We start from the raw sequence: 25,779 nt of genomic DNA on the forward strand, positions 1-25,779 counted from the left end.
CAACCCCGACGGCGAGCCCTGCCGGCGCCACGGTTATCTTGTATATTGTCCGGCTACGCCATTGACGACAAACAATTTCACATGACCACCACTTCCCCCTTCAAACGGCCGCGCCTGCTCATTCTCGGCTGCGGCGATGTCGGCATGCGCCTGTTGCCGCTGGTGCGCGCGCGCTTTCGCGTGTTCGCCGTCACCAGCAACGCCGAGCGCTGCGCCGAGCTGCGCGCGGCCGGCGCGGTCCCCATCATCGCCGACCTCGACCGGCCAGCGAGCCTGAAACGCCTGGCCGGCCTGGCGGACTGGGTGGTGCACATGGCGCCGCCGCAGACGGAAGGCACGCTCGACCGCCGTACCCGCAAGCTGTGCGCGGTGCTGCCGGCCGGCGCGCGCATGGTCTACATCAGCACCACCGGCGTCTACGGCGACTGCGGCGGCGCCCTGATCGATGAAACGCGCACCGTGGCGCCGCGCAATGCGCGCGCGCTGCGCCGGGTCGACGCGGAACGGGTGCTGCGCGCCTGGGCCAGCCGCAGCGGCGCGCGCCTGGCGATCCTGCGCGTGCCCGGCATCTATGCGCGCGACCGTTTGCCGCTGCGCCGCCTGGAGCAGGGCACCCCCGCGCTGCTGGCGTCCGAGGATGTGTTTACCAATCATATCCACGCCGACGACCTGGCGCGCATCGTGGCGCTGGCCTTGTACAGGACATTGCCCGGCCGTATCTATCACGCGGTCGACGATACGCATATGAAAATGGCCGATTATTTCGATACCGTGGCCGATGCCTTCGGGATGGCGCGTCCGCCTCGCGTTGCGCGATCGCAACTAGTTGCTGAAGTATCGCCTATGTTGCTGTCGTTCATGTCCGAGTCGCGGCGCATGAGCAACGAGCGCATCAAGCGCGAGCTGGGGGTGCGCCTGCGTTATCCGCACGTTGCGCCGGCGGTGGCGGCGATGGCGCTGGTAAAATGACGGTCCTCACTAAGGAAGCACGATGACCTACGAAGAATATCTTGATGAAGTAACCACCCTGATCACGGAAAAGTACAACCTGAGCGATGCCGCCGCGATCAAGCTGGTCGTGAAGGCGCAGGACGCCGATTTTTTCGTCGAACATGACGAGAAGGAAGCCATGCGCACGGTCGACCGCGCGCATCAGGATGCCAAAAGCCTGTATCTGGCAAGCCAGAAGAAATAGGGCAGAAACCGGATTGTCAATGGGCGCAGACTTGCGCTCGTTTGACCGCCATCAAGTTCTGGCGTCTGCGGGGCCGTATCGTGTGCAGTGTCGTCTCTCAACTGCTGACTTGTGCCAACTGCCATGCCACATCGGATCATCCAGCCAACCAAAGAACAGGTGCGCGCCTACATGGCAAGGCGTGAAGGCGCGCGCCGTCCGCCGCCGCCGCCCGAAGAGATCCGCCGCCAGCTTGGCTGGCGCCTCGTCCCCACCGATAGTGAGCGCTTGCTCGTTCAATTCTATCTGATTCCCACCAATTACAGCCATTTGGCCACCCAGGTGGCGCTGGACTGGCTGTTTGCCCCTGTCCGGCGCGCCGCCCGCCGCACCAAATCTCACCAAATATTGCCTTAAGCACAAATTTAATTGAGTCTGAGTTCTACTGGTTGAGCGAATGTCAACACTTAGGTGTATGATGCACGCCTATGCTATGGCAGCCGCATATTCGGTCTGTTTTTGGCATTACCGCTTACTTAATTGACTGTAAAGACAGCGCACTGGCAAATATGCCACGGTGCGAATTTGGAAAGATATAAGAACATGACCAATCGCAGATTTCCGGAAGCTCCCACCTACGATCCGAACAAAGTGCTCGATGCCATCATTGAACGCTTGCAGCTCAAAAACGACGCAGCCCTGTCGCGCGCGCTTGAAGTGGCGCCGCCCGTGATCAGCAAAATCCGCCATCGCACCTTGCCGATTGGCGCGACGATCCTGCTGCGCATGCATGAAATCAGCGATTTCAGCATCCGCGAATTGCGCGCGATGATGGGCGTGCCGGCGGTGAGCATCACTATCAACGCCTGAGGCGGCCCAAAGGAAAAGGGGCACCGTGTGCCCCTTGATTTGAACTCCGGCGCCCCGTTCAGAGGCGCTTGAGCAGCCTGCCCGGCACGCCTTGCCAGTGCGATGCTGCTCCTTGCGGTACTGCGGCACATGCTGTTGCGATCGCATTCGTCGCCGCGCCGCGGGGCGGGGATTGCGGTCCCGCCGGCGCGCGGATGATTGCCCACTGCCGGTCATGCGTCGCGCTGAAGCACTCAGACTGCCTGTCGCGCGCCTTGGGCGATCGCTTGCAGCAGTTCGCGCGTGGCTGCGCTCACCACCAGTGTATCGCTGTCATCCGGTTCGCTCATTTTTGTGCACCATGCCGCCTGGGGCGTGGCGGACGTCACCTTCGTACACCATGCCGCACTGACTGACGTTGCGCTGGTCCTCGTGCACCATGCCGACTTGGCTGCTTCCGTATTGGTCCTCGTGCACCATGCCGACTTGGCGTCGCTGGACACGGTGCGTGTGCACCATGCCGATTTGGCGCTGCCGGCACTGGTCCTCGTGCACCACGCGGCCTTGGTTTCAGCCGACACCGTGCGTGTGCACCAGGCCGACTTGGCTGCCCCCGCACTGGTCCTCGTGCACCACGCCGACTTCGCTTCTTCGGTAGTGGTCCTCGTGCACCATGCCGACTTGGCGTCGGTGGACACGGTGCGCGTGCACCATGCGGATTTGGCGCTGCCGGCACTGGTCCTCGTGCACCACGCGGCCTTGGTTTCAGCCGACACCGTGCGTGTGCACCATGCGGCCCTGGTTTCAGCTGACACCGTGCGTGTGCACCAGGCGGATTTGGCATGGTCCTCCGACACCCGTGTGCACCACGCCGACTTCACTTCTTCTGTGGTGGCGCGTGTGCACCATGCCGACTGCGCAGCGGCTGCTTCCATTGGGGCGGCGGCTTCGGTGGTGCGCGTGCACCATGCCGACTGCGCGGCGGCTTCCACCGGCGCGGCGGCTTCCACCGGCGCGGCCGCTTCAGCGGTGCGGGTGCACCAGGCCGCGGCGCGCTGGCCGTAAGGCTCGTCGAACGTGCTTTCATACAGGTCACGCATTTTGTTGCCGCAATCCTGCAGGTACTGCGTATCTTCCGCTTCGCCGCTCATGCCCACATACGGATAGTGGTGCAGGAAGTAGCCGAACGCGTGCTCGCAATCCTTCGCGTACTTCATCGTGTCCAGAATATGGTAGTGCCAGAAGATGTCGACTTCAATCATCGGTGCGGTTTCGTCTTCCGGGAACATCTTCATCAGATACAGAAAGCGTCGATACTCCACTTCCACCGCATCGGCTTTTTCCTGCGACCAGCCTTCGCCGGAATCGGCATGGGTAAGCTTGAATTTGATTGGATCCAGATCGAGTTCCGAAATTGCGTTGATTGCGTCGTTGTTCATCATGATTAAGCCTCTTTTTTAGAGTGTGATTGGTTTATGACTACATCCCTGTTTGAATCTGCGGATACTGCGGCTGCTGCAAAACAACTGACTCTTTCATTTCTTCCGGTAAATCAATTTCCCTATTGCATTGATTTCCCTTACCGTTTGAGAATGTTGCGCCGGTCCAAACCCAGCTTGTTGACTTATCTCAATGATTATTTGAGGCAATTCCTAGTGCATCGCGGATGCACTGACTGTGCCGCAGGTCATTCAGGAGGATTCTGTTTAGGACAATGCCCGTCGTCATCAGACAAACGCTGCATGCGATTCACTTTTGCCGGCCACTGCCCCGGACGGGCCGCCGCGCGAAGGTTCGTTGTGCAAGGGCACGCTGACGCACACCGTGGTGCCGTCGCCGCCGTTGCTGGAAATGGAGAACGAACCGCCGAGGATGCTGATCCGCTCTTCGATGCCGACCAGGCCGAACGAGCCGACCTTGGCCCGTTCGCTGGCCTGCAGGCCGATGCCGTTGTCGGTCACCGTCATCGACAGGCGATTGCCGTTGAGCTTGAGTTCAACCCGGACCCTGGTCGCTTGCGCATGGCGCACGATATTGCTCAGCGATTCCTGCAGGATGCGGAAAAAGGCCGTGGCGGCGTGGTCGCTGAGCGCCACTTCCTTCGGTTCATCGATCAGTTCGCAGGCGATGCCGGTACGGCGCTTGAATTCGGCGATCTGCCACTCCACCGCCGCCGACAAGCCCAGGTCCAGCACGTTCGGACGCAGGTCGTTGATGATCTGGCGCACGCTCTTGATGGTGGCGTCGATTTGCTGCAGGGTGGAGCGGGCGCGCGCATGCAGGCGCGGATGGCGCTCGCGCGTGCGCGAACTGAGCATGTCCGCTTCGATGCGCAGCGCCAGCAGGTTTTGCCCGAGGTCGTCATGGATTTCGCGCGCGATGCGCTTGCGCTCGCCTTCCTTGATCTGGTCGGCATGGGCCGCCAGGCGGCGCAGGTTCTGGTGCGACAGCTGCAGCTTGGCCTGGCTGTCGCGCAGTTCGCGCGTCATGCCCTTGGCCATCTTGATCGCGCGCCGGCGCGACGAGGTCAGCGCATGGAACAGGGCGTATAGCAGCATCGAGCTGACCGAACCGGCCATCATCGCCAGCCATGGCGCGAATTCCTCGAAGCCCGTGTACAGCTCGGTGGCGGCCACGCTGAAGGTGGCATCCCACTGGCGCCCGTTGAAGTCGATCGGCAAGGTGGCGCTGAAGCGGGCCGGCGCCAGCAGAGACGGCAGCGCGGTCTCGCCGGCGCCGCCGGTGTCGAACAGCACGCGCCCGCGCCGCATGTCGGGCCCCATGGCATTGTCGACCAGCATCATGCGCACATTCCTGATCGGTACGTCGTCGATCACGCCCTGCACCAGTTTCTGCACGCTGAACGCGATGCCGACCGTGCCGATGTAGGCCGCGCGCCGCTGCGCCACCGTGGTGGTCGGCGCCAGCGGACGGTACACCGGCAGGCGCATGCCCAGTCCGGTGCGGTTCGGTCCCGAGATGAAGGCGATCGGCAAGCCGGAGGTGAACAGCCTGCCCGTATCGCGCAGATTGGCCAGCGTGTCGATGATCAGCGGATTGGCGAACATGTCGTAGCCCAGCGTCGCGGCCCAGCGTTCTTCCGGCTCGACGAAGGTGACCACGGTGTAGGAAGGGCGGCGGCCGGGCGGCATGATGGTGAAGTCTTCCAGCAGCGAGCCATCGGCCGCGCGTTCGCTGCGCATGCGCTGCAGATAGGCATCGCGGTCGGCATCGAGCAGCAACTGGGCGAAATTGATGTTCTCGATGGCGGGAAAGTTCTGCGCCAGACCCAGTCCGCGTACGTAGCCGTGGAACTGGCGGCGCGTGAGCGGCTCGCTGATCTGGAATACGCTGACCGTGCCGCGCAGCACGTCGGTATACGATTTGATGCGGGCGCTGATCGTATTGCGGGCATTGTGCGCCAGGCCCGCGAAACGGGTGCGCGAGTCCGCTTCAATAGAATTGGCGGTCGCAAAGTAAAGCACCATGCCGACCGCCAGCGAGAAGGGCAAGCCGACCCACAGGGCGGGACGTGCCATAGAGAATGTTTTTAGAGTTGTCTTCAAAGTAAGCATTGCGCGTTGCATTCCTCTCGGTAGCCGCAAATGGCGATGCATTGTTTGATCTACATTAACCGGAAGTTAGTTGTCAGAATACCTATTGATGCTGATAGGTATGGATATCGGAAAAGTCTGAATATTGCTTAAATCCCGCCGCGGCAGTCACCGGGACGGGATTCGGGGGGCGAAAATGTCGCGTTTAGGCAACGTTTATTTGACCCAGCTATCTTTCAGAGTGGTAACTCTGTTAAATACCGGCTTGCCTGGCGTGGAGTCGATGCGGTCGGCGACGAAGTAGCCATGGCGCTCGAACTGGAAGCGCTGGTCCGCTTCGGCCGCGCTCATGCCCGGCTCCAGGTAGGCGGTGACCACCTCCAGCGCATTGGGATTGAGGAATGGCTTCCAGTCGCGTCCGCCCGCATCCGGCTGCGGCTCGGTGAACAGGCGGTCGTACAGGCGCACTTCGGACGCCAAAGCGGTGGCGGCGCTGACCCAGTGAATGTTACCTTTGACCTTGTATGTGTTCGACCCTTCGGTGCCCGATTTGCTGTCTTCAAAATACTTAACGTGCACGGCGGTAACGTTGCCGTCAGCATCTTTGTCGTAGCCGGTACACTCGGTAACATAGCCGTGGCGCAAGCGCACCCGGCTGCCGGGGGCGTCGCCGATCGGCGGGAAGTACCGGAAGTAACCCTTGCTCGGCACTTCCATGAAGTCATCCTGCTCGATCCACAGTTCGCGCGTGATCGGGAAGGTGCGCAGGCCGCGCTCCGGAAAGTGCGGGTGCACGGGCGAGCTGCATTCGACCGACTCGCCTTCCGGGAAGTTGTCGATGATCAATTTCAGCGGACGCAGCACGGCGGTGGCGCGCGGCGCTTTCGGGTCGAGGTCGTCGCGCAGGCAGCCTTCCAGCGTGCTCATGTCGATCCAGCCGTCGGCCTTCGAGACGCCGATGCGCTCGCAGAACAGCTGGATCGCTTCCGGCGTGTAGCCGCGCCGGCGCAGGCCGACGATGGTCGGCATGCGCGGATCGTCCCAGCCCGTGACGATGCCTTCGTCGACCATCTCGCGCAGCTTGCGCTTGCTGGTGACGACGTAGGTCAGGTTCAGGCGCGCGAATTCGTACTGGCGCGGCACCGGCTGCTTGAAGAAACCGCCTTCGGCCAGGGTCGCCAGCAGCCAGTCGTAGAACGGGCGGTGGTCCTGGAATTCGAGCGTGCAAACCGAATGGGTGATGTTTTCCAGCGCGTCCGAAATCGGGTGCGTGAAGTCGTACATCGGATAGATGCACCAGGCGTCGCCCGTGCGGTGATGGTGCGCATGGCGGATCCGGTAGATGGCCGGGTCGCGGTTGGTCATGTTGGGCGAGGCCATCGAATCGGCGGCCATCTTGATGCGCAGGATGTGCTCGCCGTCCTTGTACTTGCCGGCTTTCATGTCGCGGAACATCGCCAGCGATTCTTCCGGGGTGCGCTCGCGGAACGGCGAATTGACGCCGGGCGTGCCGAAGTTGCCGCGGTTTTTCTTGATGTCGTCGGCGCTCTGGCTGTCGACGTAGGCGTAGCCGGCCGTGATCAGGTATTCGGCCATCAGGTACAGGCGCTCGAAATAGTCGCTCGCGTAGTACAGGTGGCTCTCGCCGTTCTGTTCCCAGCTGAAGCCGAGCCATTTGACGCTGTCGATGATGGTGTCGACGTATTCCTGTTCTTCCTTGGCCGGATTGGTATCGTCGAAGCGCAGGTTGCAGCGGCCCTGGTAGTCGCGCGCCAGGCCGAAGTTTACGCAGATCGACTTGGCGTGGCCGATGTGCAGGTAGCCGTTCGGCTCCGGCGGGAAGCGGGTAATTACTGGCGGCAAGCCCTCGCGCACGTGGGTGCCGGCGGCCAGGTCGTTCTCGACGATGGCGCGCAGGAAGTTCGGCGACGGGGCATTCGCAGCCGGCGCCGCAGTGTTTTTTTCGTTGCTCATGGAGAGATGCTTTGCGAATGATAAGGTTGTGTCATTTTAACGCAATGTGTGTGGACAGATTGCGCCAATGTGCGTGTGCACAATGGCCTAAGGTGTTTGTCCATCTTGTCCGCGCCTGGCCCGCGCCCGCCCGCCGCACCGCCGATCCGCCCGGCCGACGCCGTTCTATAGGATAATCTCGCTTTATAGTTTCGGCAGCAGGAGTTTCCCGTGGACAATTTATACACCATCCTCGGCGTGGCGCCGAATGCGACCGACGACGAGATCAAGAAGGTTTACCGCTCGCTGGCGATGCGATTCCATCCGGACCGCAACGACGCCCCCGGTGCGGAAGTGCGTTTCAAGAGCATCACCAAGGCTTACGAAATCCTGTCCGACCCGGCCAAGCGCGAGGAATACAACCAGAGCGTCAACCACCGCATCATCATCGATGCCGAGGAAGAGGCATTTGCCTTGTGGCGTTCGCTGTTCAGCCTGAACGGCGTGACCTTGCCGGCGTAAGCGCCGCCCCCAACTCCGCGCCAACATCCACGCGCAGTTCACCAGCGCAGTCATACGCACTACCAACAGGATCAGAAAATGAGAAAAGTACATCCCGAATTTGCCTACCAGTCGCGCGAACTCGGCGGCCAGATCGACGGCATTTTGGGCGACCCGCCGAACCGCAAGAACTACGACCTGATGGTCGGCGCGCTCGTGAGCGAATACGCCAGTGGCGGCGGCATCGAAGACGTCAACATGATGAGCTTCGCGCTGGTCGATCACATCACCTTCAGCAATCCCAAGGGTTTGCTGGCGGAAGCGGGCGAGTACGAAGGCGGCAGCCCGGAAAAAGTGTTCGCCATGGCCGCCTGCGAAGGCGACGCCGAAGCCATGTACAGCGCCATGACCGACAAGCACCCGGATCTGGCGCGCCAGGCCATCATCACCGCTTTCCTGTTCAAGCACCCGCGCCTGTGGGACGAGGACGACGAATCGCTCGAACAGCTCTCGCGCGACGATGACGGCGACGACCGTTACGACGACGAAGATGAAGGCGTCACCGACGACTTCGCCCAGATGTTCGACAAGGAAGGAGATTGAGCATGAGCGACAACAGCAATCTGCCCGCGTTATCGAAACAGATCAGTGAACTGGTACTTGCCGGTTCGCTGGCGCATGCCGAGCATGCGTTTTCCGAGGCGGTCGAGCAGCATGGCGACCTGGCCGTGGTCGAGGTGCTCGCCTCGCTCGCCCCTCAGGTGACGGCCTTGCACCTGTCCGGTTTTGACGGTGGCAAGACCTCGCTGGCCACCTTGCTGGTGCCGCCCAAGGCGTGGGCCGACAGCCTGGCGTTTTTCGCCGCCACCTGGTCGGACGACATGATCGAAGACGACCCTGAGCGCGTCGCCGAGACCCTGTTCGCGCACGTGCACGGCATCGTCTTTTCGGCCGACGACCCGGAGCGCCGCCAGGAGTTGCTGGCCGAAGCCTCGGCCACCGACCACGGCGCGACCGTGTTCGCGATCCTGTTCTCGATGGCGCCCAAAGAGATGCTGGAACTGGCCGGCGAAGTGCTGGCCAAGGGCCCGTACATCACCAGCCAGACCTCGTCCGACAGCGACGTGGCGCCCCTGGCGATCGAACTGGCCAAGGCCAGCGAAGATGGCTGGGACCGTGCCTTGTTCGAGCTGTTCCCCGACTTCCGCCACAGCGGCGACATCGCCGACGCCGAGTACAACGACGACCCGGACGAAGAGCAGAAATTCCTGCAGCGTTCGACCAAGGAATTGCTGTACCGCTTGCGCAAGCAGGTGCCATCCTCACGCAGCAACGTGCCCAAGCGCGGCGTGCGCAAGAGCATCGGCACGGGAATCTTCTCGTGATGGAGGCGGCGCAGACTATGCTGCCCGCCATCGTCGTCGAACGCCTGCCGCGGCTGGTGCGCGCGATCCGTTGCCTGGCGGTGCGCGAGATCGGCGACGAGTCGGTGATCCTGGCCGACGAACTGGCCGGCATCACCGCCATGGTGGCCGAAAAGTTCACCAACGACCGCACCGCCGAAGGCATCCAGAAAGCCTTGCTGCTGACGGTGGGCTGCGTGTCGCTGGGGCTGGAGCATGAACTGATGCACGAAGGTGACGAAGCGGCGCTCGATTTCCTCATCGAGCACGGGGCCGAGCACGCGTTCCAGGCGGGTTATCGCATGGTGCGCGACCTGGCCGCCTTGCCCGAGGATTCGCTGGTGGGCGAATACGACCAGGACCCGGTGTACGCGCAGCGGCGCCTGAAGGATTTGTTCGTCGATATCTGCAGCGCCGATCCGCACCAGAACTGGGCCGGGTACGAGAAGTTCGAGGTCCAGTACAAGCAGCGCAAGGCGGTGCAGGCAATCGTGCGCGCGGCCGGCTGGCTGCGGCGCCACCATTACGCGGGGCCGATCAACGACGCCGATCTGAACGCGGAAGGCGTGATTGCGGTAGCGATCATTTTCGCGATCGAAGGCGGAGGACGGATCGTGGCGCGCACGGGGCAGGCCGATTTCGAGCGCCTGGTGAAATCGGTACGCAAGAACAAGCCCGATTATGAAGAGGGCTGGGCGGCGCTGATGAAGCAGGTGCCGGCGCAGCACCAGCCGGTGATCGCGGAGCGGATTGCGTCGTATCGGACCAGCTGCACCGTGATCCAGAAAATCCGCACGCGCACGGCGATGAAGACCTTGTTTGCGGAGTTCGAGAACTATGCGGGGTCGGAGCTGGATGCGGATTACGGTTGACGGCTAATCTTCGCTAGTCTCAATACCGTCGTTTCTGGCAATGCCAGGAAGTCGTTTCTGGCAATGCCAGGAAGGACGGAGTGGAGGTTAACTCAAAAGAGCCGCCTCCGTCGCCAGCGCCAAAAACGCCTGCACCAGCGGCGCATGCTCGCCCTTCCGCTGCGCCAGCAGCAAAGTCGTCGTCGCCGCCGGATCGAGCAGCGGCCGGTAACACACCCCATCCATCCTGATCCTCTCGAACGACCCTGGCAGCACCGACACCCCGCACCCCGCCGCCACCAGCCCGATGATGGTCGACGCTTCCCCCGCCGTCTGCTCCACCCTCGGCACGAAGCCCGCATCCCTGCACAGCCTGAAAATCTGCGGATAAATCCCCGTCCCCGCGCTATGCGGATACATCACGAACGGCAGTTCGGCCATCTCGCTGAGCGCAATCGCCTTTTTGCGCGCCAGGGCCAGGCCGGTCGGCAGCACCGCCACCAGCGGGTCTTCGCGCAGCGCCGTCAGGCCGATGTTCTCGGGGAGGCCGTTCTCGGGCGGGCGCACGAATCCCAAATCGAGCGCGCGCCGTGCCAGCGCATCGAGCTGCGGCACGGTGGCCATTTCGTGCAAGGTCAACGTCACTGCCGGATACTGCTGGCGGTAGCGGTTGATCACGTTCGCAAACAGGGGCGTGAGCGGCGTCGAGAACGTGAACCCGATGCGCAGTTCGCCCGCCTCGCCGCGCTCGGCCCGGCGCGCGGTGGCCGTGGCCTGCTCCGACAAGGCCACGATGCGGCGCGCATCGTCGAGGAACAAGCGGCCGGCTTCGGTCAGCCTGACCCAGCGCTTGGTACGCTCGAACAGCTGCGCGCCGACATCCGCTTCCAGCATCTGGATGGCGTGGCTGAGCGGTGGCTGGCCGATGTGCAGGCGCTCGGCCGCGCGCGTGAAATGCAGTTCCTCGGCCACGGCGATGAAGTAGCGGAGCTGGCGAAATTCCATGTTTGTAATCGATTCAATGTATGAGAGACGACTTAAATATATATTGGACAGTATAAAAGCGCAAACCTAAGATGGCTCCAGTTTATTCACTTCGGGTTGCTCATCATGTCTTCCAGCGTCGTCACCGCCGGTTCTCCCGCCTTCAAACGGATCAACCGCGCCATGCTGTGCGGCGGCTTTTCCGCCTTCGCGCTGCTGTATTCGGTGCAGCCGCTCATGCCCCTGCTGGCGCACCAGTTCGCGCTCACGCCAGCCCAGAGCAGCTGGTCGCTGTCGATCGCCACCTTGGCGCTGGCGGTGTCGCTGGTGATCAGCGGCGCGCTGTCGGACCGCATCGGGCGCAAGAAGCTGATGACCTTCGCGCTGGTGGGCGCCGCCGTTTGCACGGTGCTGACCGCGCTGGCCCAGAACTACGCCCAGTTGCTGGTGCTGCGCGCCTTGCTCGGGTTTTCGCTGGGCGGCATGCCGGCCGTCGCCATGGCTTACCTGAGCGAGGAGATCGAGGGACCGTCGCTCGGCCTGTCGATGGGCCTCTACATCAGCGGCACGGCACTGGGCGGCATGGCGGGGAGGGTGATCGCCTCGGTCGCCAGCGACCACTACTCGTGGCGCCTGGCGCTGGGGCTGATGGGCGCAGCCGGCCTGTATGCGGCATGGGAGTTCGCCCGCAGTTTGCCGGAGTCGCGCAATTTCAGGGGCGGCAAGCCTGGCCTGCGGGGGCTGATGGACGGCGCCCGCACACATCTGCGCGACGATGGCATGCCGTGGCTGTTTGGGCTCGGCTTTCTGGTAATGGGCGTGTTCGTGAGCCTGTATAACTACATCGGCTACCGCATGCTGGCCGCGCCATTCAATATGAGCCAGAGCGCGGTGGGGGCGCTGTCGGTGCTGTATCTGATCGGGATGTTCAGTTCCGTGTGGGCGGGCCGGCTGGCCGACCGCATCGGACGGCGCAATGTGCTGTGGATGGTGATGGTGATCATGCTGGCCGGGCTGGTTCTCACCCTGTCCAGCCATCTGGTGCTGATCCTGGCGGGTATGAGCTTGTTCACGTTCGGGTTTTTCGGCACCCATTCGGTGACCAGCAGCTGGGTGGGACGGCGGGCGAGGGCGCCGCAAGCGCTGGCGTCGGCCATGTACCTGTTCTTCTACTATATCGGGTCGAGCGTGATCGGGTCGGTGTCCGGATTGGTGTGGAGTGCCGCCGGATGGAATGGGGTGGTGGGGCTGCTGGCGCTGGCGCTCGGATTGGCTCTGGCGATTGCATTGCGTTTGCGCGGGCTGGCGCCGATTGAGGCGGTCAACTTGAAGGTCGCGTAAGCGCGTCGTTCCCTGCGCGGGATCGACGGTTGGGGTAATTTTTGTGGTACCTCACACGCAATCCGACACGGGGCATATGGTGATCGACAGCTCCCGCCCCAAAGCGGACCTTTATGCGCGCTCTACTCTGCGCTTTCCAATGGATAAAGTGGAGATATGTCTGCTGGACGGTTTGTTAGCTGAAGGTCACTGAAACCCGTCAATCGATAATTTTCCAACCACACATGTCGGCAAGTATCGCAGCCAACCCAAACAATAATCGAACCATTTTCTGGGGATGACGGCGGTGCTCGATCAAGCTCACCGCTTCCACAAACCGGGCAGGATGCCCCTTTAGCTTCAGCGTAAAGTTCCGAAGCTTTTGCAGTTGCAGGTAAATTCATATCGATCCGGGACGAGCGTTGATTGATAGGTAGCTCTACAGTCGAAAGCTTACCAGATGCCCGCTTTTGGCTGGGTGCTGTCGATTGTACTCGACCGAGGAGGCGTCTAGGAGTCCGGCTGCCGCCGCCCCAAAGCGGCTCTCCAACTTTTCCGGAATCGGACACTCAAAGCCGGGGCTAATGCCTGCCACGGAAGCAGCCGGGGACTACTTGTCCCAAGCATTACCTTCTTCTCCTGTATGGAGATCGATGCGGACGCCAGAATAGTAGCCTTCCGCATATGCGGGCGGTGCGTTAGTGCCGAATCCAGCCTCCTGCCAGCGCTCGTACAGCCACCGCTCCCAGGCAAGCGCCTCAATATCTGCAGCCTCGCGAGTATCCGGAAGAAGCTGCTCCACCTTGACTTGAACCGTCTCAATGTCCGGCAGGCTAAAATCTTCTAGAAGATATTCGAAGCCACCAGGGGCGCCGACGGCGTCCACTTGACAGTTTTCGGCGTCCATGTAATAGACCATGATCGGGAATTCACCCGGGAAGCCAGCCCTCAGCTCGAATGAGATGTGCGACAGCGAGTGGTCGTAAGGCCGCCCTTGAATGTCCCGCAGCCGTTCGATCACGCGCCCGGCGTACGGGGCGAGAACTTCGTCCAACAATTGTCTGAAACGTAAAAAGTCGCTCATTTGCCTTTTCCTAGGGGAAGGCCCCCTCCTGGCCGAGACCGGCGGTTTAAGATTCGCCGTCCGACGAAATTGGCAACGTACGCCGCTCGAGCTCACCGTTCTGGTGCAGGTCTCGAAGGACGGAGTCAATGATCTCTACACTCAGCTCACTTACCACGATCATATGTAATTCTCCCAAATGAACTCTCGCCGTACTTCCATCGACAAGATCGCCCACTCGATTCAGTAGCTCCGGAGTTGCGAAGAACAGCCAACGCTTGCCAGTTGGGAATGCGATGGTGACCTCGACGGAGGTTTGCAACGGGAGTTCCATCAGGTCATCAATGGTGTACTGAAACATAGAATTCTTGAGTTACGTGGAATGACGGCTTCTGGCCGGTCCCTGCCGATTGTACTCGACGGTAGCGGCGCGGCTGTAGATGTGGGCAGGATGCCTTCCCGTTGCGGACGCGCAGACTTCTGCTCAGATGCCCGGTTCGACGAAACCACGTGATAGATGTTTAGTTCGGTGCAAGTGCTCTCGCTACATCCTGGACGAGTTGTAGATATTGGGCCAGATCTTCTCCGGTCGCATCAGGATTCTTAAGCACCATTTCAAGTAACCCAGTTTTCTGGAAATCCCAAATCCGTCGCCAGCAGAATAAGGTCTTTGACCTCCTTCAACCGGCGACGGCACTAACGCATCTGACTGCTTCTGTCAGCTCAAGTCTGAACTACGACAGGTGATTAAATCGCGCCTTTCGCCCTCAGTGCCGCAATCTCTTCCCCGCTACGTCCCAGCAGATCGCGCAGCACTTCATCGGTATGCTGCCCCAGCATCGGCGGCGGCAAATCGGCCTGCGCGGGCGTGAGCGAGAGCTTCATCGGGCTGCGCACCAGCTTCACCTTGCCCGCCGCCGGGTGATCCATCTCGATCGCCACGCCGCGCGCTTTCACCTGCTCGTTCTCGAACACTTCACCGACATCGTTAATCGGCCCGCACGGCACGCCGACCGCTTCGAGCTGCGCAATCCACTCGTCCCGCGTGCGCGTCTTGACCATCTCCGCCAGCAGCGGCACCAGCACGTCGCGGTGCTGCACGCGCAGCGGATTGGTGAGAAAGCGCGGGTCCGCCCCCAAATCGGGCCGTCCGCCCGCTTCCACGAACTTCTGATACTGCCCGTCGTTCCCGGTCGCGACGATGATATGCCCATCGGCGCACGCAAACGTCTGATACGGCACGATGTTGGCATGCGCATTGCCCCAGCGCTTGGGCGCCTTGCCGCTGTTAAGGTAATTGCTGCCCACATTGGCCAGCATGGCCACCTGCGTGTCGAGCAGCGCCATGTCGATGTACTGGCCTTGCCCGGTGCGGTCGCGGTGCGTGAGCGCGGCCAGCACCGCCACCGTGGCGTACATGCCGGTCATCAGATCGGTCAGCGCCACGCCAGCCTTTTGCGGGCCGCCGCCGGGCAGGTCGTCGCGCTCGCCCGTCACCGACATCAGGCCGCCCATGCCCTGGATCAGGAAGTCGTAGCCGGCACGGTGCGCATACGGCCCGTCCTGGCCAAACCCGGTCACCGAGCAGTAGACCAGGTCCGGCTTGATCTCTTTCAGGCTGTCGTAATCGAGGCCGTAGCGTTTCAGCTGGCCGACCTTGTAGTTTTCCAGCACCACGTCGGCCTCGCGCGCGAGGTCGCGGATCAGCGCCTGGCCCTCGGGCGTGGCAATATCGACCGTGACGGAACGCTTGCCGCGGTTCGCGGTCAGGAAGTAGGCCGCCTCGCTGGTGTTGTTGCCGTCGGCGTCGCGCGCGTACGGCGGGCCCCAGGCGCGGGTGTCGTCGCCCACGCCGGGACGTTCGATCTTGATTACATCGGCGCCGAGATCGGCCAGGTTCTGGGAGCACCAGGGACCGGCCAGCACGCGCGACAAATCGAGTACGCGGATGTGGCCGAGCGCCTTGGGCATGCCGGAAAATGCTTGAGTCATTGTGTCTGCCTTGTTGCAAATCAGGCAGCAATTATATCGGCTCAAGCCCCTCTGCGGCCAAGCGTGGAACGCGGCCGGACCGCCCTGGCCATTTTTGGCGGAAAAGTTAAATTGGTCAGACCAATAACTCGAATTGGACTAGCCGATTTTAAAGTTTGCTGGCATACTTACCAAAACCGACCGCAAGACGCCCGCATTTCCCGGGCTCATGCGGGTGCGGGCAGACAAGGCTACCAAAATGACGACACCGGAAAAAACACCGCTCCATATCCGCATGCACGCGGGCGACAATGTCGCCATCGTGGTCAATGACGGCGGCTTGCCGGCGGGGACGGTGTTTCCCGACGGGCTGGTGCTGGTCGACGCCGTGCCGCAGGGTCATAAAGTGGCCCTGACCGACTTCGCCGAAGGCGATGCGGTCATCCGCTACAACGTCACCATCGGTTTCGCCGCGCGCGCGCTGCCGAAAGGAAGCTGGATATCGGAAGCGGTGCTGCGCATGCCGGCCGCGCGCGAACTCGAAGGGCTGCCGATCGCCACCCGTGCCGCACCGGTCATGGCGCCGCTCGAAGGCTATACCTTCCAGGGCTTCAGGAACGCCGACGGCTCGGTCGGCACGCGCAATATCCTGGCCATCACCACCACCGTGCAATGCGTCTCCGGCGTGGTCGAACATGCGGTCAAGCGCATCAAGAGCGAACTGCTGCCGCGCTACCCGAACGTGGACGACGTGGTCGGCCTCGAACATACCTACGGCTGCGGCGTGGCGATCGATGCGCCGGGCGCCGAGATCCCGATCCGCACGCTGCGCAACATCACCCAGAACCCGAACTTCGGCGGCCAGGCGATGGTGGTCAGCCTGGGTTGCGAAAAGCTGCAGCCGGCGCGCCTGTTCCCGAAAGGCTCGATCCCGATCCTCGCCGGCGCCGATCCGGCGCACGTGTGCCTGCAGGACGAGGGCCACGTGGGCTTCCAGTCGATGATCGACTCGATCATGCGCACCGCCGAGGTCCAGCTGACAGTACTTAATCTGCGCCAGCGCGAAACCTGCCCCGCGTCGGACCTGGTGGTGGGCGTGCAGTGCGGCGGCAGCGATGCGTTTTCGGGCGTGACGGCCAATCCGGCGGTGGGCTACGCGACCGACCTGCTGGTGCGCGCCGGCGCCACCGTGATGTTCTCGGAAGTGACGGAAGTGCGCGACGGGATCGACCAGCTGACTTCGCGCGCCGCCAATGCCGACGTGGCCGACGCCATGATCCGCGAAATGGCCTGGTACGACGCATACCTGACGCGCGGCGGCGTCGACCGCAGCGCCAACACCACGCCGGGCAACAAGAAGGGCGGGCTGTCGAACATCGTCGAAAAGGCGATGGGATCGATCGTCAAGTCGGGATCGTCCGCGATCACCGGCGTGCTCTCGCCCGGCGAGAAACTCAAACAGAAAGGGCTGATCTACGCAGCCACCCCCGCCAGTGACTTCATCTGCGGTACATTGCAGCTGGCCGCGGGGATGAATATCCACGTGTTCACCACGGGCCGTGGCACGCCGTACGGCCTGGCCGAATGCCCGGTGATCAAGGTCGCCACGCGCAACGACCTGGCGCGCCGCTGGCACGACCTGATGGACGTGAACGCGGGCCGCATCGCCAGTGGCGAAGCGAGCATCGAAGACGTCGGCTGGGAGTTGTTCAAGCTGATGCTCGATGTCGCCAGCGGCAGCAAGACCTGGGCCGAACACTGGAAGCTGCACAATGCCCTGACCCTTTTCAATCCTGCACCGGTGACCTGATTATGAGCAAACCATTCAAACGTATTCTGCTGACCGGCGCCGCCGGCGGCCTCGGACGCCTGCTGCGCGATCGCATCAAGCCATGGGCTGACATCGTCCGCCTGTCCGACCTGGCCGATGTCGGCCCGGCCGGCGAAGGCGAAGAAGTGGTCCAGTGCGACCTGGCCGACAAAGCCGCCGTGCTGGCGCTGATGGACGGCGTGGACGCGGTACTGCACTTCGGCGGCATGTCGACCGAAGCGCCGTTCGACGCGATCATGCAAGCCAATATTCTCGGCATGGCCAATCTGTACGAAGCGATCCACAAGTGCGGCGTCAAGCGCGTGGTGTTCGCCAGCTCGAACCACACGATGGGCTTCTACAAGACCACCGACCTGGTCGACGCCGACATGCCGCCGCGCCCTGATGGCATGTACGGCGTCAGCAAGGTGTTCGGCGAATCGCTGTCGCGCTACTACTACGACCGCTTCGGCATCGAAACCGTATGCCTGCGCATCGGCTCCTGCTTCCCCGAGCCGGCCGACCCGCGCATGATGATCACCTACCTGAGCGCCGACGACCTGGTCGAAGCGCTGCGCTGTTCGCTGTTTGCCGCGCGCGTGGGCCACACCATCGCCTTCGGCGTGTCGGACAACAAGGCCAAATGGTGGGACGACCGCAAATCGCGCCACCTCGGATTCGTGGCCAAGGACAGCTCGACCCGGTTCGAGCACAAGTTCCCGGACAACGGCAACTACGCGCCGGCCGACGACATCACCATCACCTTCCAGGGTGGCGGGTTTCTTTTGACCGGGCCGCAATATAACTAGCCTGCCGTCGCTGGTTCTGCGTAACGCGCAGCTCTCCGCCGAAATCCTTCCGGGTTTCGGCGGCGCTTTGTCGCGCCTGGACTGGATAGGTGGCGGCACGCCGGTTCCGGTGCTGCGGCCTTACGCCGGCGGCGATGCGGCGCCCCGTCCTAATCAATTGGCGTGCTTTCCGCTGGTGCCGTGGTCGAACCGGATGGCGGGTGGCTTTTCATGCGGCGGCCAGCGTTACGACATCGCGCCGAACCGCGAAGGCGACCCGTTTCCGATTCATGGCGAGGGCTGGCAGCGGCCGTGGACGGTGGCGTTCCAGTCGGCCAGCCAGGTGCTGCTGATGCTGGAGCGCCGCGATGGCGTGCCATTCTCGTATCGTGCCTCGCTCGAATACGCCTTGCGCGGCAATGCGCTGGTGGTGACCTTGGAGGTGACCAATACCGGTGCGCTGGCGCTGCCGTTCGGTCTGGGTTTGCATCCGTGGATGCCGCGCAGTCCTGGCACGACCTTGCAGGCGGCGGCGCGCAGCGTGTGGATGGCCGGTGCGGACAAGCTGCCTTCGCATGCGGAAGCGATTCCGCAGGCGTGGTCGTTCGACCGTGCGCGCGCGCTACCCGTCGGGGTGATCGACAATGTGTTCGAGGGCTGGGACGGGCAGGCGCGCATTCACTGGCCCGAGAGTGGCTTGAACCTGACGATCGCCGCTGACAGCGGGTATTACATCGTGTATGCGCCGGCTGGTGGGGATTTTTTCTGCTTCGAGCCGGTGGACCACCTGATCAACGCGCATAACATGGCCGGTGGGCCGGCGAGGCATGGCTTGACGATGCTGGCACCGGGGCAAAGGCTGCGGCGGATGTTCAGTTTTGCGGTGACTTAACCCGCCGCGATTTGCGCAACACCGCGCTCGATGGTTTGCACCACGCGCGACGTCGGCTTCAACGCCAGCTCGATTACCTGCAACGCCAGCTGCGGCTGCGCCTCTCCGCACATAAAGATATCGGCCGCCGCGAACCCGTACTCCGGCCACGTATGAATCGACATATGCGACTCGGCCAGCAGCAACACGCCGGTCACCCCCATCGCTTCGCCGAAACTATGAAAATGGCTATGCAAGATGCGCGCACCTGCCGCCTCGGCACCGGCGCGCAGCAGCGCGTCGATCTCCGCGCTCACCGTCAGCAGGCGCGCATCGACCCCATAAAAATCGGCCAGCAGATGCACCCCGGCCGGACGATGCGCGCCCATGCTCACTTATGACCTCCGCCCGAGCTGCCGCCATAGCTGCCGCTGCCGGAACTCCAGCTGCTGCCGCCGCTGCTTCGGCCGCCCCAGTTGGAGGAGGAATCGAACATATTGCCCCAGCTGACGAAGGTCGCAAAAAGCGTCACGCAGATTGCGCCGATAAATTTTTTGGTATTCATTATTTGTCGCCGTCGTCGAACGTCATGCCGCAGATGAAGATCATGGCGACAAACAGGGTGAACGCGGTCTCCCCGAAGTTAAATATCAGCGGAATAAAATTCAATCCCAGCAGCCACCAGAAGAATTTTTGCAGAGTGCCCGATACCTTCGGCGCAATCTCGGAATCGGTCAACCCCTCGACCGTCTTCGGCGCCACCCCGAACCAGGTCTTGATCTGGTCGGATGCGAGCCGGGTCGAGCGCGACCAGGTCATTTCTTCGCGCGTCGTTTCAGCCGCCAGCGTTCCGGAGGTGTTTTCGTACTCGGTGACGAACACCTGGTCGCCCACGCTCACGCGCCAGTTGAACGCACCCGCCGCCGCCACCACCGTCGCCAGGTAGCTGTCGCTCTTTCCATAATCCAGATTGTCGGCCCGGGCCACGTCGCCGGCAGCCGGATTCCACACCGGCCAGCGGTGCATCACCTGGGCCTGGAACCAGCCGGCGTTGGTTTCGACGAGCCAGAAAAATCCGCGGCGCGCGGAAAACAGCAGGTATTCGGTCCATTTGCTGGCCCCAGCGCCGCTGGTCGTGCGCACCATGGCGCCGATGACGGTGTGCTGGCTGCCCCGGATGTTGGCGGTGGCGCCCAGTTCGATGGTGGTGTGCATGGCCGCCATCTTGGTGCCCGCCGCCAGCACGCTCGCCTGCGGGCCGGAGGCGTCCAGCTGCGCCTTGCAGGAAGGGCAGATCAGGGTCGCGGTAATGCCGGGCAGGTACTTGATCGCGCTGCCGCACGACGGGCAGTCGAGCGCATCGACCTTGCCGCGAAAGCGGCCCGCGCCGGCCTTGACCTGGTCGTCGTCGCGCAGCAGCTGGCAGCGCATCTCGTCGAGCGTGACGGCCACGCCGGAGTACATCAGCGGCACTTCGCCGTCGGTGTAGTCGAGCGTCACGAAGGCCGCGTCATTGCGCAAATCCGCGACGCGGATGCGCCAGCCTTCGCCTACGCGGAACGGCAACTCGCCCTGGCCGGCGATGCACTCGGCGGTGCGAATCTCGGCCGGCAGAAAGTTCTCGCCGTTGATGCGCACCGGCTGCGCGATCCTGAGAGTCTCAAAAGCGGGCAGCGCCTCCTGGACCTTGCGCTCGCCGGTCATGGTGAACTGGCCGGACGAGTCGCCCAGCCAGCCGTTGCCGCCGTCGCCGTACAGCACATACCATTCGTTCCACATGCCCTGCGCGTAGCGCAGCTGGATGCGCCCGACTACCGTGAAATTGCGTCCACCGAGCATGCCGCAGGTGCCGATCTGGATCGGTGAATAATCTTCCAGCACCGACGACATGGTGCCCAGGTTCTTGACCGATTCGGCATCCTTGAGCAGCGTGGCGCGACAAAACTCGCACACCGCCATGACGGCGGCGTGCGATCTGAAACGGACTTCGGCGCCGCAGCTTGGGCAGGAGACAATGTGCATGTGCCGCGGCTTAGCCGATCAGTTTTTTGAGCAGCTCCGTCTTGGTGCTGTTGTAATCGTCTTCCGAAATCAAGCCCTTGTCGAGCAATCCCTTGAGTTTGAGCAGGCGCTCCTCGATCGGATCGAGTTCCGGCACGGCCGGCTGCAAGGGCGCGGTCGGCGCCGGCGGCACCTGCGGGATCATCGAGCCGCTCATGCCCTGTGCCATGGCGTGGCCCAGCATCGCGCCGGCCCCCAGGCCCGCGCCGATGCCGGCCAGGCCGCCTTCGTTCTGGGCCGCCAGCGGGATGCTGCTGGCAACCTGGAACTGGGTGAAGCCGCTCATCTTCTCACCCGACAGGCCGCCCTTCATGCCGGCCGAAATGCGCTCGTCGAGCGCGGCCTGCAGTTCTTCCGGCAGGCTGACGCTGGCGACGTTGAATTCATCGAGCCCCACGCCGTAGCGTGCAAAGGCGGCGTACAGGTCGCCCTTGACCTGCTGCGCCATCAGCGCCTGGTTGGCGGCCATGTCGAGAAAAGCGACTTTGGCGGTGCCGAGCGAGGTGGCCATGGTGGCCAGCAGGATGCCGCGCAGCTGGTCTTCGACGTCGTCGCGGGTGTAGACGTCGCGCGTGCCGCTGATTTCGGTGAAGAAGAGGCGCGGGTCGGCAACGCGGTACGAGTACATGCCGAAGGCGCGCACGCGGATCATGTCGAAGTCGGCGTCGCGGATCGTGATCGGCTGCGGCGTGCCCCATTTGCGGCCGGTCTGCACGCGCGTGCTGAAGAAGTACACGTCCGACTTGAACGGCGAATCGAAGAACTTGTCCCAGTTTTTCAGGTTGGTCAGCACCGGCAGGGTGTTGGTGGTGAGCTTGTGGGTGCCGGGACCGAAGACGTCGGCGATCTTGCCTTCGTTGACGAACAGCGCCATCTGCGACTCGCGCACATTGAGAATGGCGCCGTTCTGGATTTCGAAGTCCTGCATCGGAAAGCGCCACGCCAGCACGCCGTCGTTCTCTTCGTTCCATTGCAGGACGTCGATAAACTGCTTCTTGATGAATGAGCCAAGGGACATGTCGTTCTCCGGTAGGAATGCGTTCAATGAGGGCGGGTCAGGACAGGGCGCCGGCGTTGACCAGGCCGATCGACACCGAAATGGCGCCCAGCAGGCCGCCGAAGGCGGAGTTGTCGGCCTCGATCTGGTCCTTCGACATTTTCAGCAGGCGCGTGGCGATGTTAAACGCCAATACCTGGACCAGCATCGCGCCAGCCGCCCATTCGAGGAACTGGTAGTAGTCGCGGGTATGCAGCAGGGCCGAGGTGATCGTCAGCGCAAAGCCGATCAGCGCGCCGCCCAGCGATAATGCAGCCGCGTGGTTGCCGCCGCGGATCAGCGCCACTTCATTGAAAGGGGTCAGGCGCGTATAAATGACAAAAAACGCCATTACCATGGCAACCGCTGTTGCAAGGTGGAGCAGATAGTTTAGGATGGCGGGCACGAGATTTCCCCATGAAGATGGTCAGGATGGCGGCGAACGACGATCTTAGAACAAAAGATACTACATGACCAAACGAATTTTGATACTTTCCGTCTTCGTGGTGGCCTCCTGCGGGCTGGCCTACGAACTCATTGCCGGCGCTTTGTCCAGCTATCTGCTGGGCGATTCGATCCTCCAGTTCTCCACCATCATCGGCTGCTACCTGTTCGCCATGGGGGTCGGCGCGCACTTCTCGAAGTACGTCGCCGAAGAGGATGTGCTGTCGCGTTTCATCGACATCGAGCTGGCCGTGGGCCTGATCGGCGGGGTCTCGGCGGCGCTGCTGTTCATGACGTTTTCGTGGATGACGGCGCCGTTTCGCACCCTGTTGTACGTGCTGGTGTTCATGATCGGCGCGCTGGTGGGCATGGAAGTGCCGCTCGTGATGCGCGCGCTGAACGCGCGCGACACCGCTTTCAATGATTTGGTGAGCCGCGTGCTGACCTTCGATTATCTTGGCGCGCTGGCCGTGTCGCTGCTGTTCCCGCTGGTGCTGGCACCTTACGTGGGGCTGGTGCGCACCGGCTTTTTGTTCGGGATGCTCAACGTCGGCGTGGGTTTCTGGACCATCTATGTGTTCCGCGCCGAACTGACCAACATCGGCGGGCGCGTGCTGCGCGCCACGCTCGTCATGGTCGCGCTGGTGACGGGTTTCTCCCTGTCGGACCGCATGGTGCAGTGGGGCGAACATGGCCTGTTCGGCGACGAAATCGTGTACTCCACCACCACCCCGTACCAGCGCCTGGTGATCACGCGCTGGAAGGACGACCTGCGCCTGTACATCAACGGCAACCTGCAGTTTTCCTCGCGCGACGAGTACCGCTACCACGAAGCGCTGGTGCATCCGGCGCTGCAAGCCTTGCCGTGGGCGCGCAGCGTGCTGGTACTGGGCGGCGGCGACGGCCTGGCGCTGCGCGAAGTGCTGCGTTACCCGAACATCAAACAGGTTACCGTGGTCGACCTGGACCCTGCCATGACGCAGGCGTTCACCACCCGTCCGGAGCTGGTCAAGCTCAATGGCGGGTCGTTCTCGGACCCGCGCGTGAAAGTGGTCAACGCCGACGCCGCGATCTGGCTGCAGAACACGCGCGAGATGTTCGACGCGGCCATCATCGACTTTCCCGATCCGTCCAGCTTCGCGCTCGGCAAACTGTACTCGGTACCGTTTTACGGCATGGTGAAAAAGCACGTGGCGGCCAAGGGGCTGGTGGTGGTGCAATCGACGTCGCCATTCTTTGCTCCGCACGCCTACTGGACCATCGAGGCGACCTTGCGCGAGGTCGGCATGCGTACCTATCCCTTCCATGCGTACGTGCCGTCGTTCGGCGAGTGGGGCTTCATCATGGCGTCGCCCGAGCAGGAGTATGTGCCGCCCACCAGCTACCGGCTGCCGATGCGCTACCTGAACGAAGCGACTACGCGCGAAATGTTCGCCTTCCCGCCCGACATGCAGCGCCTGGAGATGCCGCCGAACCGGCTCAATACGCAGTCGCTGGTGCACGAGTTCGAGCAGGACTGGCGCAGGGTGATCCGCTGATGGACCGGCGCTCGTTCCTGGCATTGGCCGGCGGGGTGGGGGCGGCGGCGGTGAGCGCGGCCGGCTTCCAGCGCTGGCTCGAGATCACGCCCACCGTGCATTATCCGGGCCGCACCGAGGGCCACTTTTTGCGCGAGCGCGGCAAGCTGCCGGCGCCGGGCGAAGTGATCGACACCGACATCATGATCCTCGGCTCCGGCATCGCCGGCCTCACGGCGGCGTGGAAGCTGGAGCGTGAAGGACAGCGCAATGTGCTGATGATCGACGGTCCGCAGCCGTTCGGGAACGCCGCCGGCGGCCATTTCGGCGAGCTGGCCTATCCGACCGGCGGCCACTATCTGCCGCTGCCGTCGCCGGAGTCGGTGCATGTGCGCGAAATCCTGTTCGACCTTGGCATCATCGAGCGCGATCCGTACGGTGAAAAACCCTACTACGACGAGCGTTACGTCCTGCACGGCCCCGAAGAGCGGCTGCTGTTCAACGGCCAATGGCAGGAAGGCTTCATTCCGACCGACGGCGTATCGGCGCAGGAGCTGGCCGAGCATAAGCGCTTTTTCGCGGAGGTCGAACGCCTGCGCAAGCTGCGCGGGGCCGACGGGAAGCGTGCGTTCGTCTTCCCTACCGTGACCTCGTCGCTCGACCCGGTGTTCGATGCGCTCGACCGCATCACGCTCAAGGACTGGCTGGACCAGCAGGGCTACCGCTCGTCCACCCTGCACTGGTATCTGAACTACTGCTGCCGCGACGATTACGGCACCCGCTACGACAAGGTCTCGGCCTGGGCCGGGCTGCATTACTACTGCAGCCGCTGGGGACAGGCGGCCAACGCCGGCAACGGCGCCTGGCTGACCTGGCCGGGCGGGATGCAGGTGGTGGCCGATAAACTGGCCGCGGCGTCAGGCGTGCGGCGCCGGGCCGGCACCGCGGTCTCGCTCAAGCGCACGGAGTCCGGCGTGGAAGCGCTGTGCTTTACATTGGAGGGCGGCGTGGCGCGCAGTTACCTGGTGCGCTCGCGCAAGGCGGTGTGCGCGATGCCGCTGTACGTGGCCGCCCGCGTGGTCGAGGATATGGCCGCCTACGGCTTCGATGCGAAGCGCCACACGCCGTCATACGCGCCGTGGATGGTGGCCAATTTCCTCATGAAGGACTTCCCGCGCGAGCTGCCGCACGCGCCGCTGGCGTGGGATAACGTGGTGTACCAGGAGCCGGGGCTGGGCTATGTGGTCTCGACCCACCAGGATATCCGCGTGGCGCCGCCGGCCAAGACCGTGTTCAGCGCCTACGTGGCGCTGTCGGACCGCACGCCCGACGCGGCGCGCAAGTGGATGATGACGGCCAGCGGCGACGAGCTGGTGGCGCTGGCCAGCGCCGACCTGAAAAGCGCCTACGGCTGGAAGTTCGCGGCCTGCGTGGAGCGGGTCGACATTACCCTGCGCGGCCACGCGATGGCGGTGCCGCTGCCGGGCTTTCGCAGCAATGCGGGCCTGAAGGCCTTGCGCGAAGCCGACGGGCCGATCGTGTTCGCGCACGCCGACCTGTCGGGCTTTTCGGTGTTCGAGGAAGCGGCGTGGTGGGGCGTGCAGGCCGCGCTCAAGGTGCTCAGGTAAT

General features: G+C 63.0%; 26 protein-coding genes. 14 read left to right on the forward strand and 12 right to left on the reverse strand.

From position 1 onward, the window contains the following. Positions 1 to 81 precede the first annotated feature (81 nt). The 4 genes from RBA41_RS30345 to RBA41_RS30360 all read left to right on the forward strand — a co-directional run bounded on the left by RBA41_RS30345 (position 82) and on the right by RBA41_RS30360 (position 2,044). Positions 82 to 969: an SDR family oxidoreductase gene (locus RBA41_RS30345; RefSeq protein ID WP_306628090.1), complete on the forward strand. Its 888-nt coding sequence runs from the start codon at positions 82 to 84 to the stop codon at positions 967 to 969. Positions 970 to 991: 22 nt separating this feature from the next. Next, positions 992 to 1,195 carry a hypothetical protein gene (locus tag RBA41_RS30350; protein ID WP_306628091.1) on the forward strand — a complete coding sequence of 68 codons (204 nt, stop codon included), beginning with the start codon at positions 992 to 994 and terminating at the stop codon, positions 1,193 to 1,195. A 123-nt stretch (positions 1,196 to 1,318) separates the two neighbouring features. Beyond that, positions 1,319 to 1,591 (forward strand): hypothetical protein, encoded by a 273-nt coding sequence (locus RBA41_RS30355; protein WP_306628092.1) that lies wholly within the window; start codon positions 1,319 to 1,321, stop codon positions 1,589 to 1,591. Between the two features lie 186 nt (positions 1,592 to 1,777). Beyond that, the gene (locus RBA41_RS30360) at positions 1,778 to 2,044 is read left to right on the forward strand and encodes a hypothetical protein (RefSeq protein ID WP_306628093.1); all 267 of its coding nucleotides are present in this window, start codon (positions 1,778 to 1,780) and stop codon (positions 2,042 to 2,044) included. Positions 2,045 to 2,277: 233 nt separating this feature from the next. On the opposite strand, the gene RBA41_RS30365 is transcribed toward RBA41_RS30360, so the two are convergent. The 3 genes from RBA41_RS30365 to RBA41_RS30375 all read right to left on the reverse strand — a co-directional run bounded on the left by RBA41_RS30365 (position 2,278) and on the right by RBA41_RS30375 (position 7,551). Next, positions 2,278 to 3,465 (reverse strand): UCP032817 domain-containing protein, encoded by a 1,188-nt coding sequence (locus RBA41_RS30365; RefSeq protein ID WP_306628094.1) that lies wholly within the window; start codon positions 3,463 to 3,465, stop codon positions 2,278 to 2,280. A 285-nt stretch (positions 3,466 to 3,750) separates the two neighbouring features. Continuing rightward, positions 3,751 to 5,562 (reverse strand): sensor histidine kinase, encoded by a 1,812-nt coding sequence (locus RBA41_RS30370; protein WP_306628095.1) that lies wholly within the window; start codon positions 5,560 to 5,562, stop codon positions 3,751 to 3,753. Positions 5,563 to 5,793: 231 nt separating this feature from the next. Further along, a complete protein-coding gene (locus RBA41_RS30375; RefSeq protein WP_306628096.1) occupies positions 5,794 to 7,551 on the reverse strand; it encodes a glutamine--tRNA ligase/YqeY domain fusion protein in 1,758 nt (585 codons plus the stop codon). 210 nt (positions 7,552 to 7,761) lie between these two features. On the opposite strand from RBA41_RS30375, the gene RBA41_RS30380 reads away from it, so the two are divergent. From RBA41_RS30380 to RBA41_RS30395, 4 genes are all read left to right on the forward strand, one after another. Continuing rightward, complete coding sequence (locus tag RBA41_RS30380) at positions 7,762 to 8,052, forward strand: DnaJ domain-containing protein (protein ID WP_099874717.1); 291 nt, start codon at positions 7,762 to 7,764, stop codon at positions 8,050 to 8,052. Positions 8,053 to 8,130: 78 nt separating this feature from the next. Next, on the forward strand, positions 8,131 to 8,634 hold the full coding sequence (locus RBA41_RS30385) for a hypothetical protein (protein WP_306628097.1): 504 nt from the start codon (positions 8,131 to 8,133) through the stop codon (positions 8,632 to 8,634). Positions 8,635 to 8,636: 2 nt separating this feature from the next. Then, positions 8,637 to 9,416 carry a hypothetical protein gene (locus RBA41_RS30390; protein WP_306628098.1) on the forward strand — a complete coding sequence of 260 codons (780 nt, stop codon included), beginning with the start codon at positions 8,637 to 8,639 and terminating at the stop codon, positions 9,414 to 9,416. Positions 9,417 to 9,433: 17 nt separating this feature from the next. Then, positions 9,434 to 10,306, forward strand: coding sequence for a hypothetical protein (locus RBA41_RS30395; RefSeq protein ID WP_306628099.1), 873 nt, complete (start codon positions 9,434 to 9,436; stop codon positions 10,304 to 10,306). A gap of 87 nt (positions 10,307 to 10,393) precedes the next feature. Here RBA41_RS30395 and RBA41_RS30400 read toward each other — a convergent pair whose 3' ends face one another. Further along, entirely contained in the window at positions 10,394 to 11,290 is an 897-nt protein-coding gene (locus RBA41_RS30400; RefSeq protein ID WP_306628100.1) for a LysR family transcriptional regulator, read from the reverse strand. A 105-nt stretch (positions 11,291 to 11,395) separates the two neighbouring features. Between RBA41_RS30400 and RBA41_RS30405 the strand changes: the two genes are divergently transcribed. Continuing rightward, positions 11,396 to 12,610, forward strand: a complete 1,215-nt coding sequence (locus RBA41_RS30405; RefSeq protein ID WP_306628101.1) for an MFS transporter — start codon at positions 11,396 to 11,398, stop codon at positions 12,608 to 12,610. Between the two features lie 589 nt (positions 12,611 to 13,199). Here the strand turns inward: RBA41_RS30405 and RBA41_RS30410 are convergent. The 3 genes from RBA41_RS30410 to RBA41_RS30420 form a co-directional block, all read right to left on the reverse strand. After that, positions 13,200 to 13,673: a hypothetical protein gene (locus RBA41_RS30410; protein ID WP_306628102.1), complete on the reverse strand. Its 474-nt coding sequence runs from the start codon at positions 13,671 to 13,673 to the stop codon at positions 13,200 to 13,202. A gap of 46 nt (positions 13,674 to 13,719) precedes the next feature. Further along, entirely contained in the window at positions 13,720 to 14,013 is a 294-nt protein-coding gene (locus RBA41_RS30415) for a hypothetical protein (protein ID WP_306628103.1), read from the reverse strand. Positions 14,014 to 14,399: 386 nt separating this feature from the next. Further along, positions 14,400 to 15,644 carry a CaiB/BaiF CoA transferase family protein gene (locus RBA41_RS30420; protein ID WP_306628104.1) on the reverse strand — a complete coding sequence of 415 codons (1,245 nt, stop codon included), beginning with the start codon at positions 15,642 to 15,644 and terminating at the stop codon, positions 14,400 to 14,402. 238 nt (positions 15,645 to 15,882) lie between these two features. Here RBA41_RS30420 and garD point away from each other — a divergent pair, with 238 nt between their 5' ends. Genes garD through RBA41_RS30435 form a run of 3 tightly spaced genes read left to right on the forward strand, consistent with a single transcriptional unit; the run spans position 15,883 to position 19,113 of the window. Then, positions 15,883 to 17,433 (forward strand): galactarate dehydratase, encoded by a 1,551-nt coding sequence (gene garD, locus RBA41_RS30425; protein WP_306628105.1) that lies wholly within the window; start codon positions 15,883 to 15,885, stop codon positions 17,431 to 17,433. A gap of 2 nt (positions 17,434 to 17,435) precedes the next feature. Continuing rightward, positions 17,436 to 18,242: an NAD-dependent epimerase/dehydratase family protein gene (locus tag RBA41_RS30430; protein WP_306628106.1), complete on the forward strand. Its 807-nt coding sequence runs from the start codon at positions 17,436 to 17,438 to the stop codon at positions 18,240 to 18,242. Positions 18,243 to 18,258: 16 nt separating this feature from the next. Continuing rightward, the gene (locus tag RBA41_RS30435) at positions 18,259 to 19,113 is read left to right on the forward strand and encodes an aldose 1-epimerase (RefSeq protein ID WP_306628128.1); all 855 of its coding nucleotides are present in this window, start codon (positions 18,259 to 18,261) and stop codon (positions 19,111 to 19,113) included. On the opposite strand, the gene speD is transcribed toward RBA41_RS30435, so the two are convergent. From speD to RBA41_RS30460, 5 genes are read right to left on the reverse strand one after another with little or no spacing between them, the layout of a single operon-like run. After that, positions 19,110 to 19,481, reverse strand: coding sequence for an adenosylmethionine decarboxylase (gene speD / locus RBA41_RS30440; RefSeq protein WP_306628107.1), 372 nt, complete (start codon positions 19,479 to 19,481; stop codon positions 19,110 to 19,112). The two genes, RBA41_RS30435 and speD, sit on opposite strands and share 4 nt — an antisense overlap. 2 nt (positions 19,482 to 19,483) lie before the next feature. Then, a complete protein-coding gene (locus RBA41_RS30445) occupies positions 19,484 to 19,657 on the reverse strand; it encodes a hypothetical protein (protein ID WP_306628108.1) in 174 nt (57 codons plus the stop codon). Beyond that, complete coding sequence (locus tag RBA41_RS30450) at positions 19,657 to 21,114, reverse strand: DUF4178 domain-containing protein (RefSeq protein ID WP_306628109.1); 1,458 nt, start codon at positions 21,112 to 21,114, stop codon at positions 19,657 to 19,659. The genes RBA41_RS30445 and RBA41_RS30450 overlap by 1 nt, the downstream gene beginning before the upstream one ends. Positions 21,115 to 21,124: 10 nt before the next feature. Further along, positions 21,125 to 22,171 (reverse strand): SPFH domain-containing protein, encoded by a 1,047-nt coding sequence (locus tag RBA41_RS30455; protein ID WP_306628110.1) that lies wholly within the window; start codon positions 22,169 to 22,171, stop codon positions 21,125 to 21,127. A 37-nt stretch (positions 22,172 to 22,208) separates the two neighbouring features. Then, a complete protein-coding gene (locus tag RBA41_RS30460) occupies positions 22,209 to 22,595 on the reverse strand; it encodes a DUF350 domain-containing protein (protein WP_306628111.1) in 387 nt (128 codons plus the stop codon). A gap of 64 nt (positions 22,596 to 22,659) precedes the next feature. On the opposite strand from RBA41_RS30460, the gene RBA41_RS30465 reads away from it, so the two are divergent. Further along, entirely contained in the window at positions 22,660 to 24,171 is a 1,512-nt protein-coding gene (locus tag RBA41_RS30465) for a polyamine aminopropyltransferase (protein WP_306628112.1), read from the forward strand. Continuing rightward, on the forward strand, positions 24,171 to 25,778 hold the full coding sequence (locus RBA41_RS30470; RefSeq protein WP_306628113.1) for an NAD(P)-binding protein: 1,608 nt from the start codon (positions 24,171 to 24,173) through the stop codon (positions 25,776 to 25,778). Before RBA41_RS30465 ends, RBA41_RS30470 begins: the two co-directional genes overlap by 1 nt. Position 25,779: the final 1 nt, after the last annotated feature.

Origin of the sequence: Massilia scottii (genome assembly GCF_030846495.1) — a bacterium.
In the GTDB taxonomy this organism is placed as follows: Bacteria; Pseudomonadota; Gammaproteobacteria; order Burkholderiales; family Burkholderiaceae_D; genus Telluria_A; species Telluria_A violaceinigra.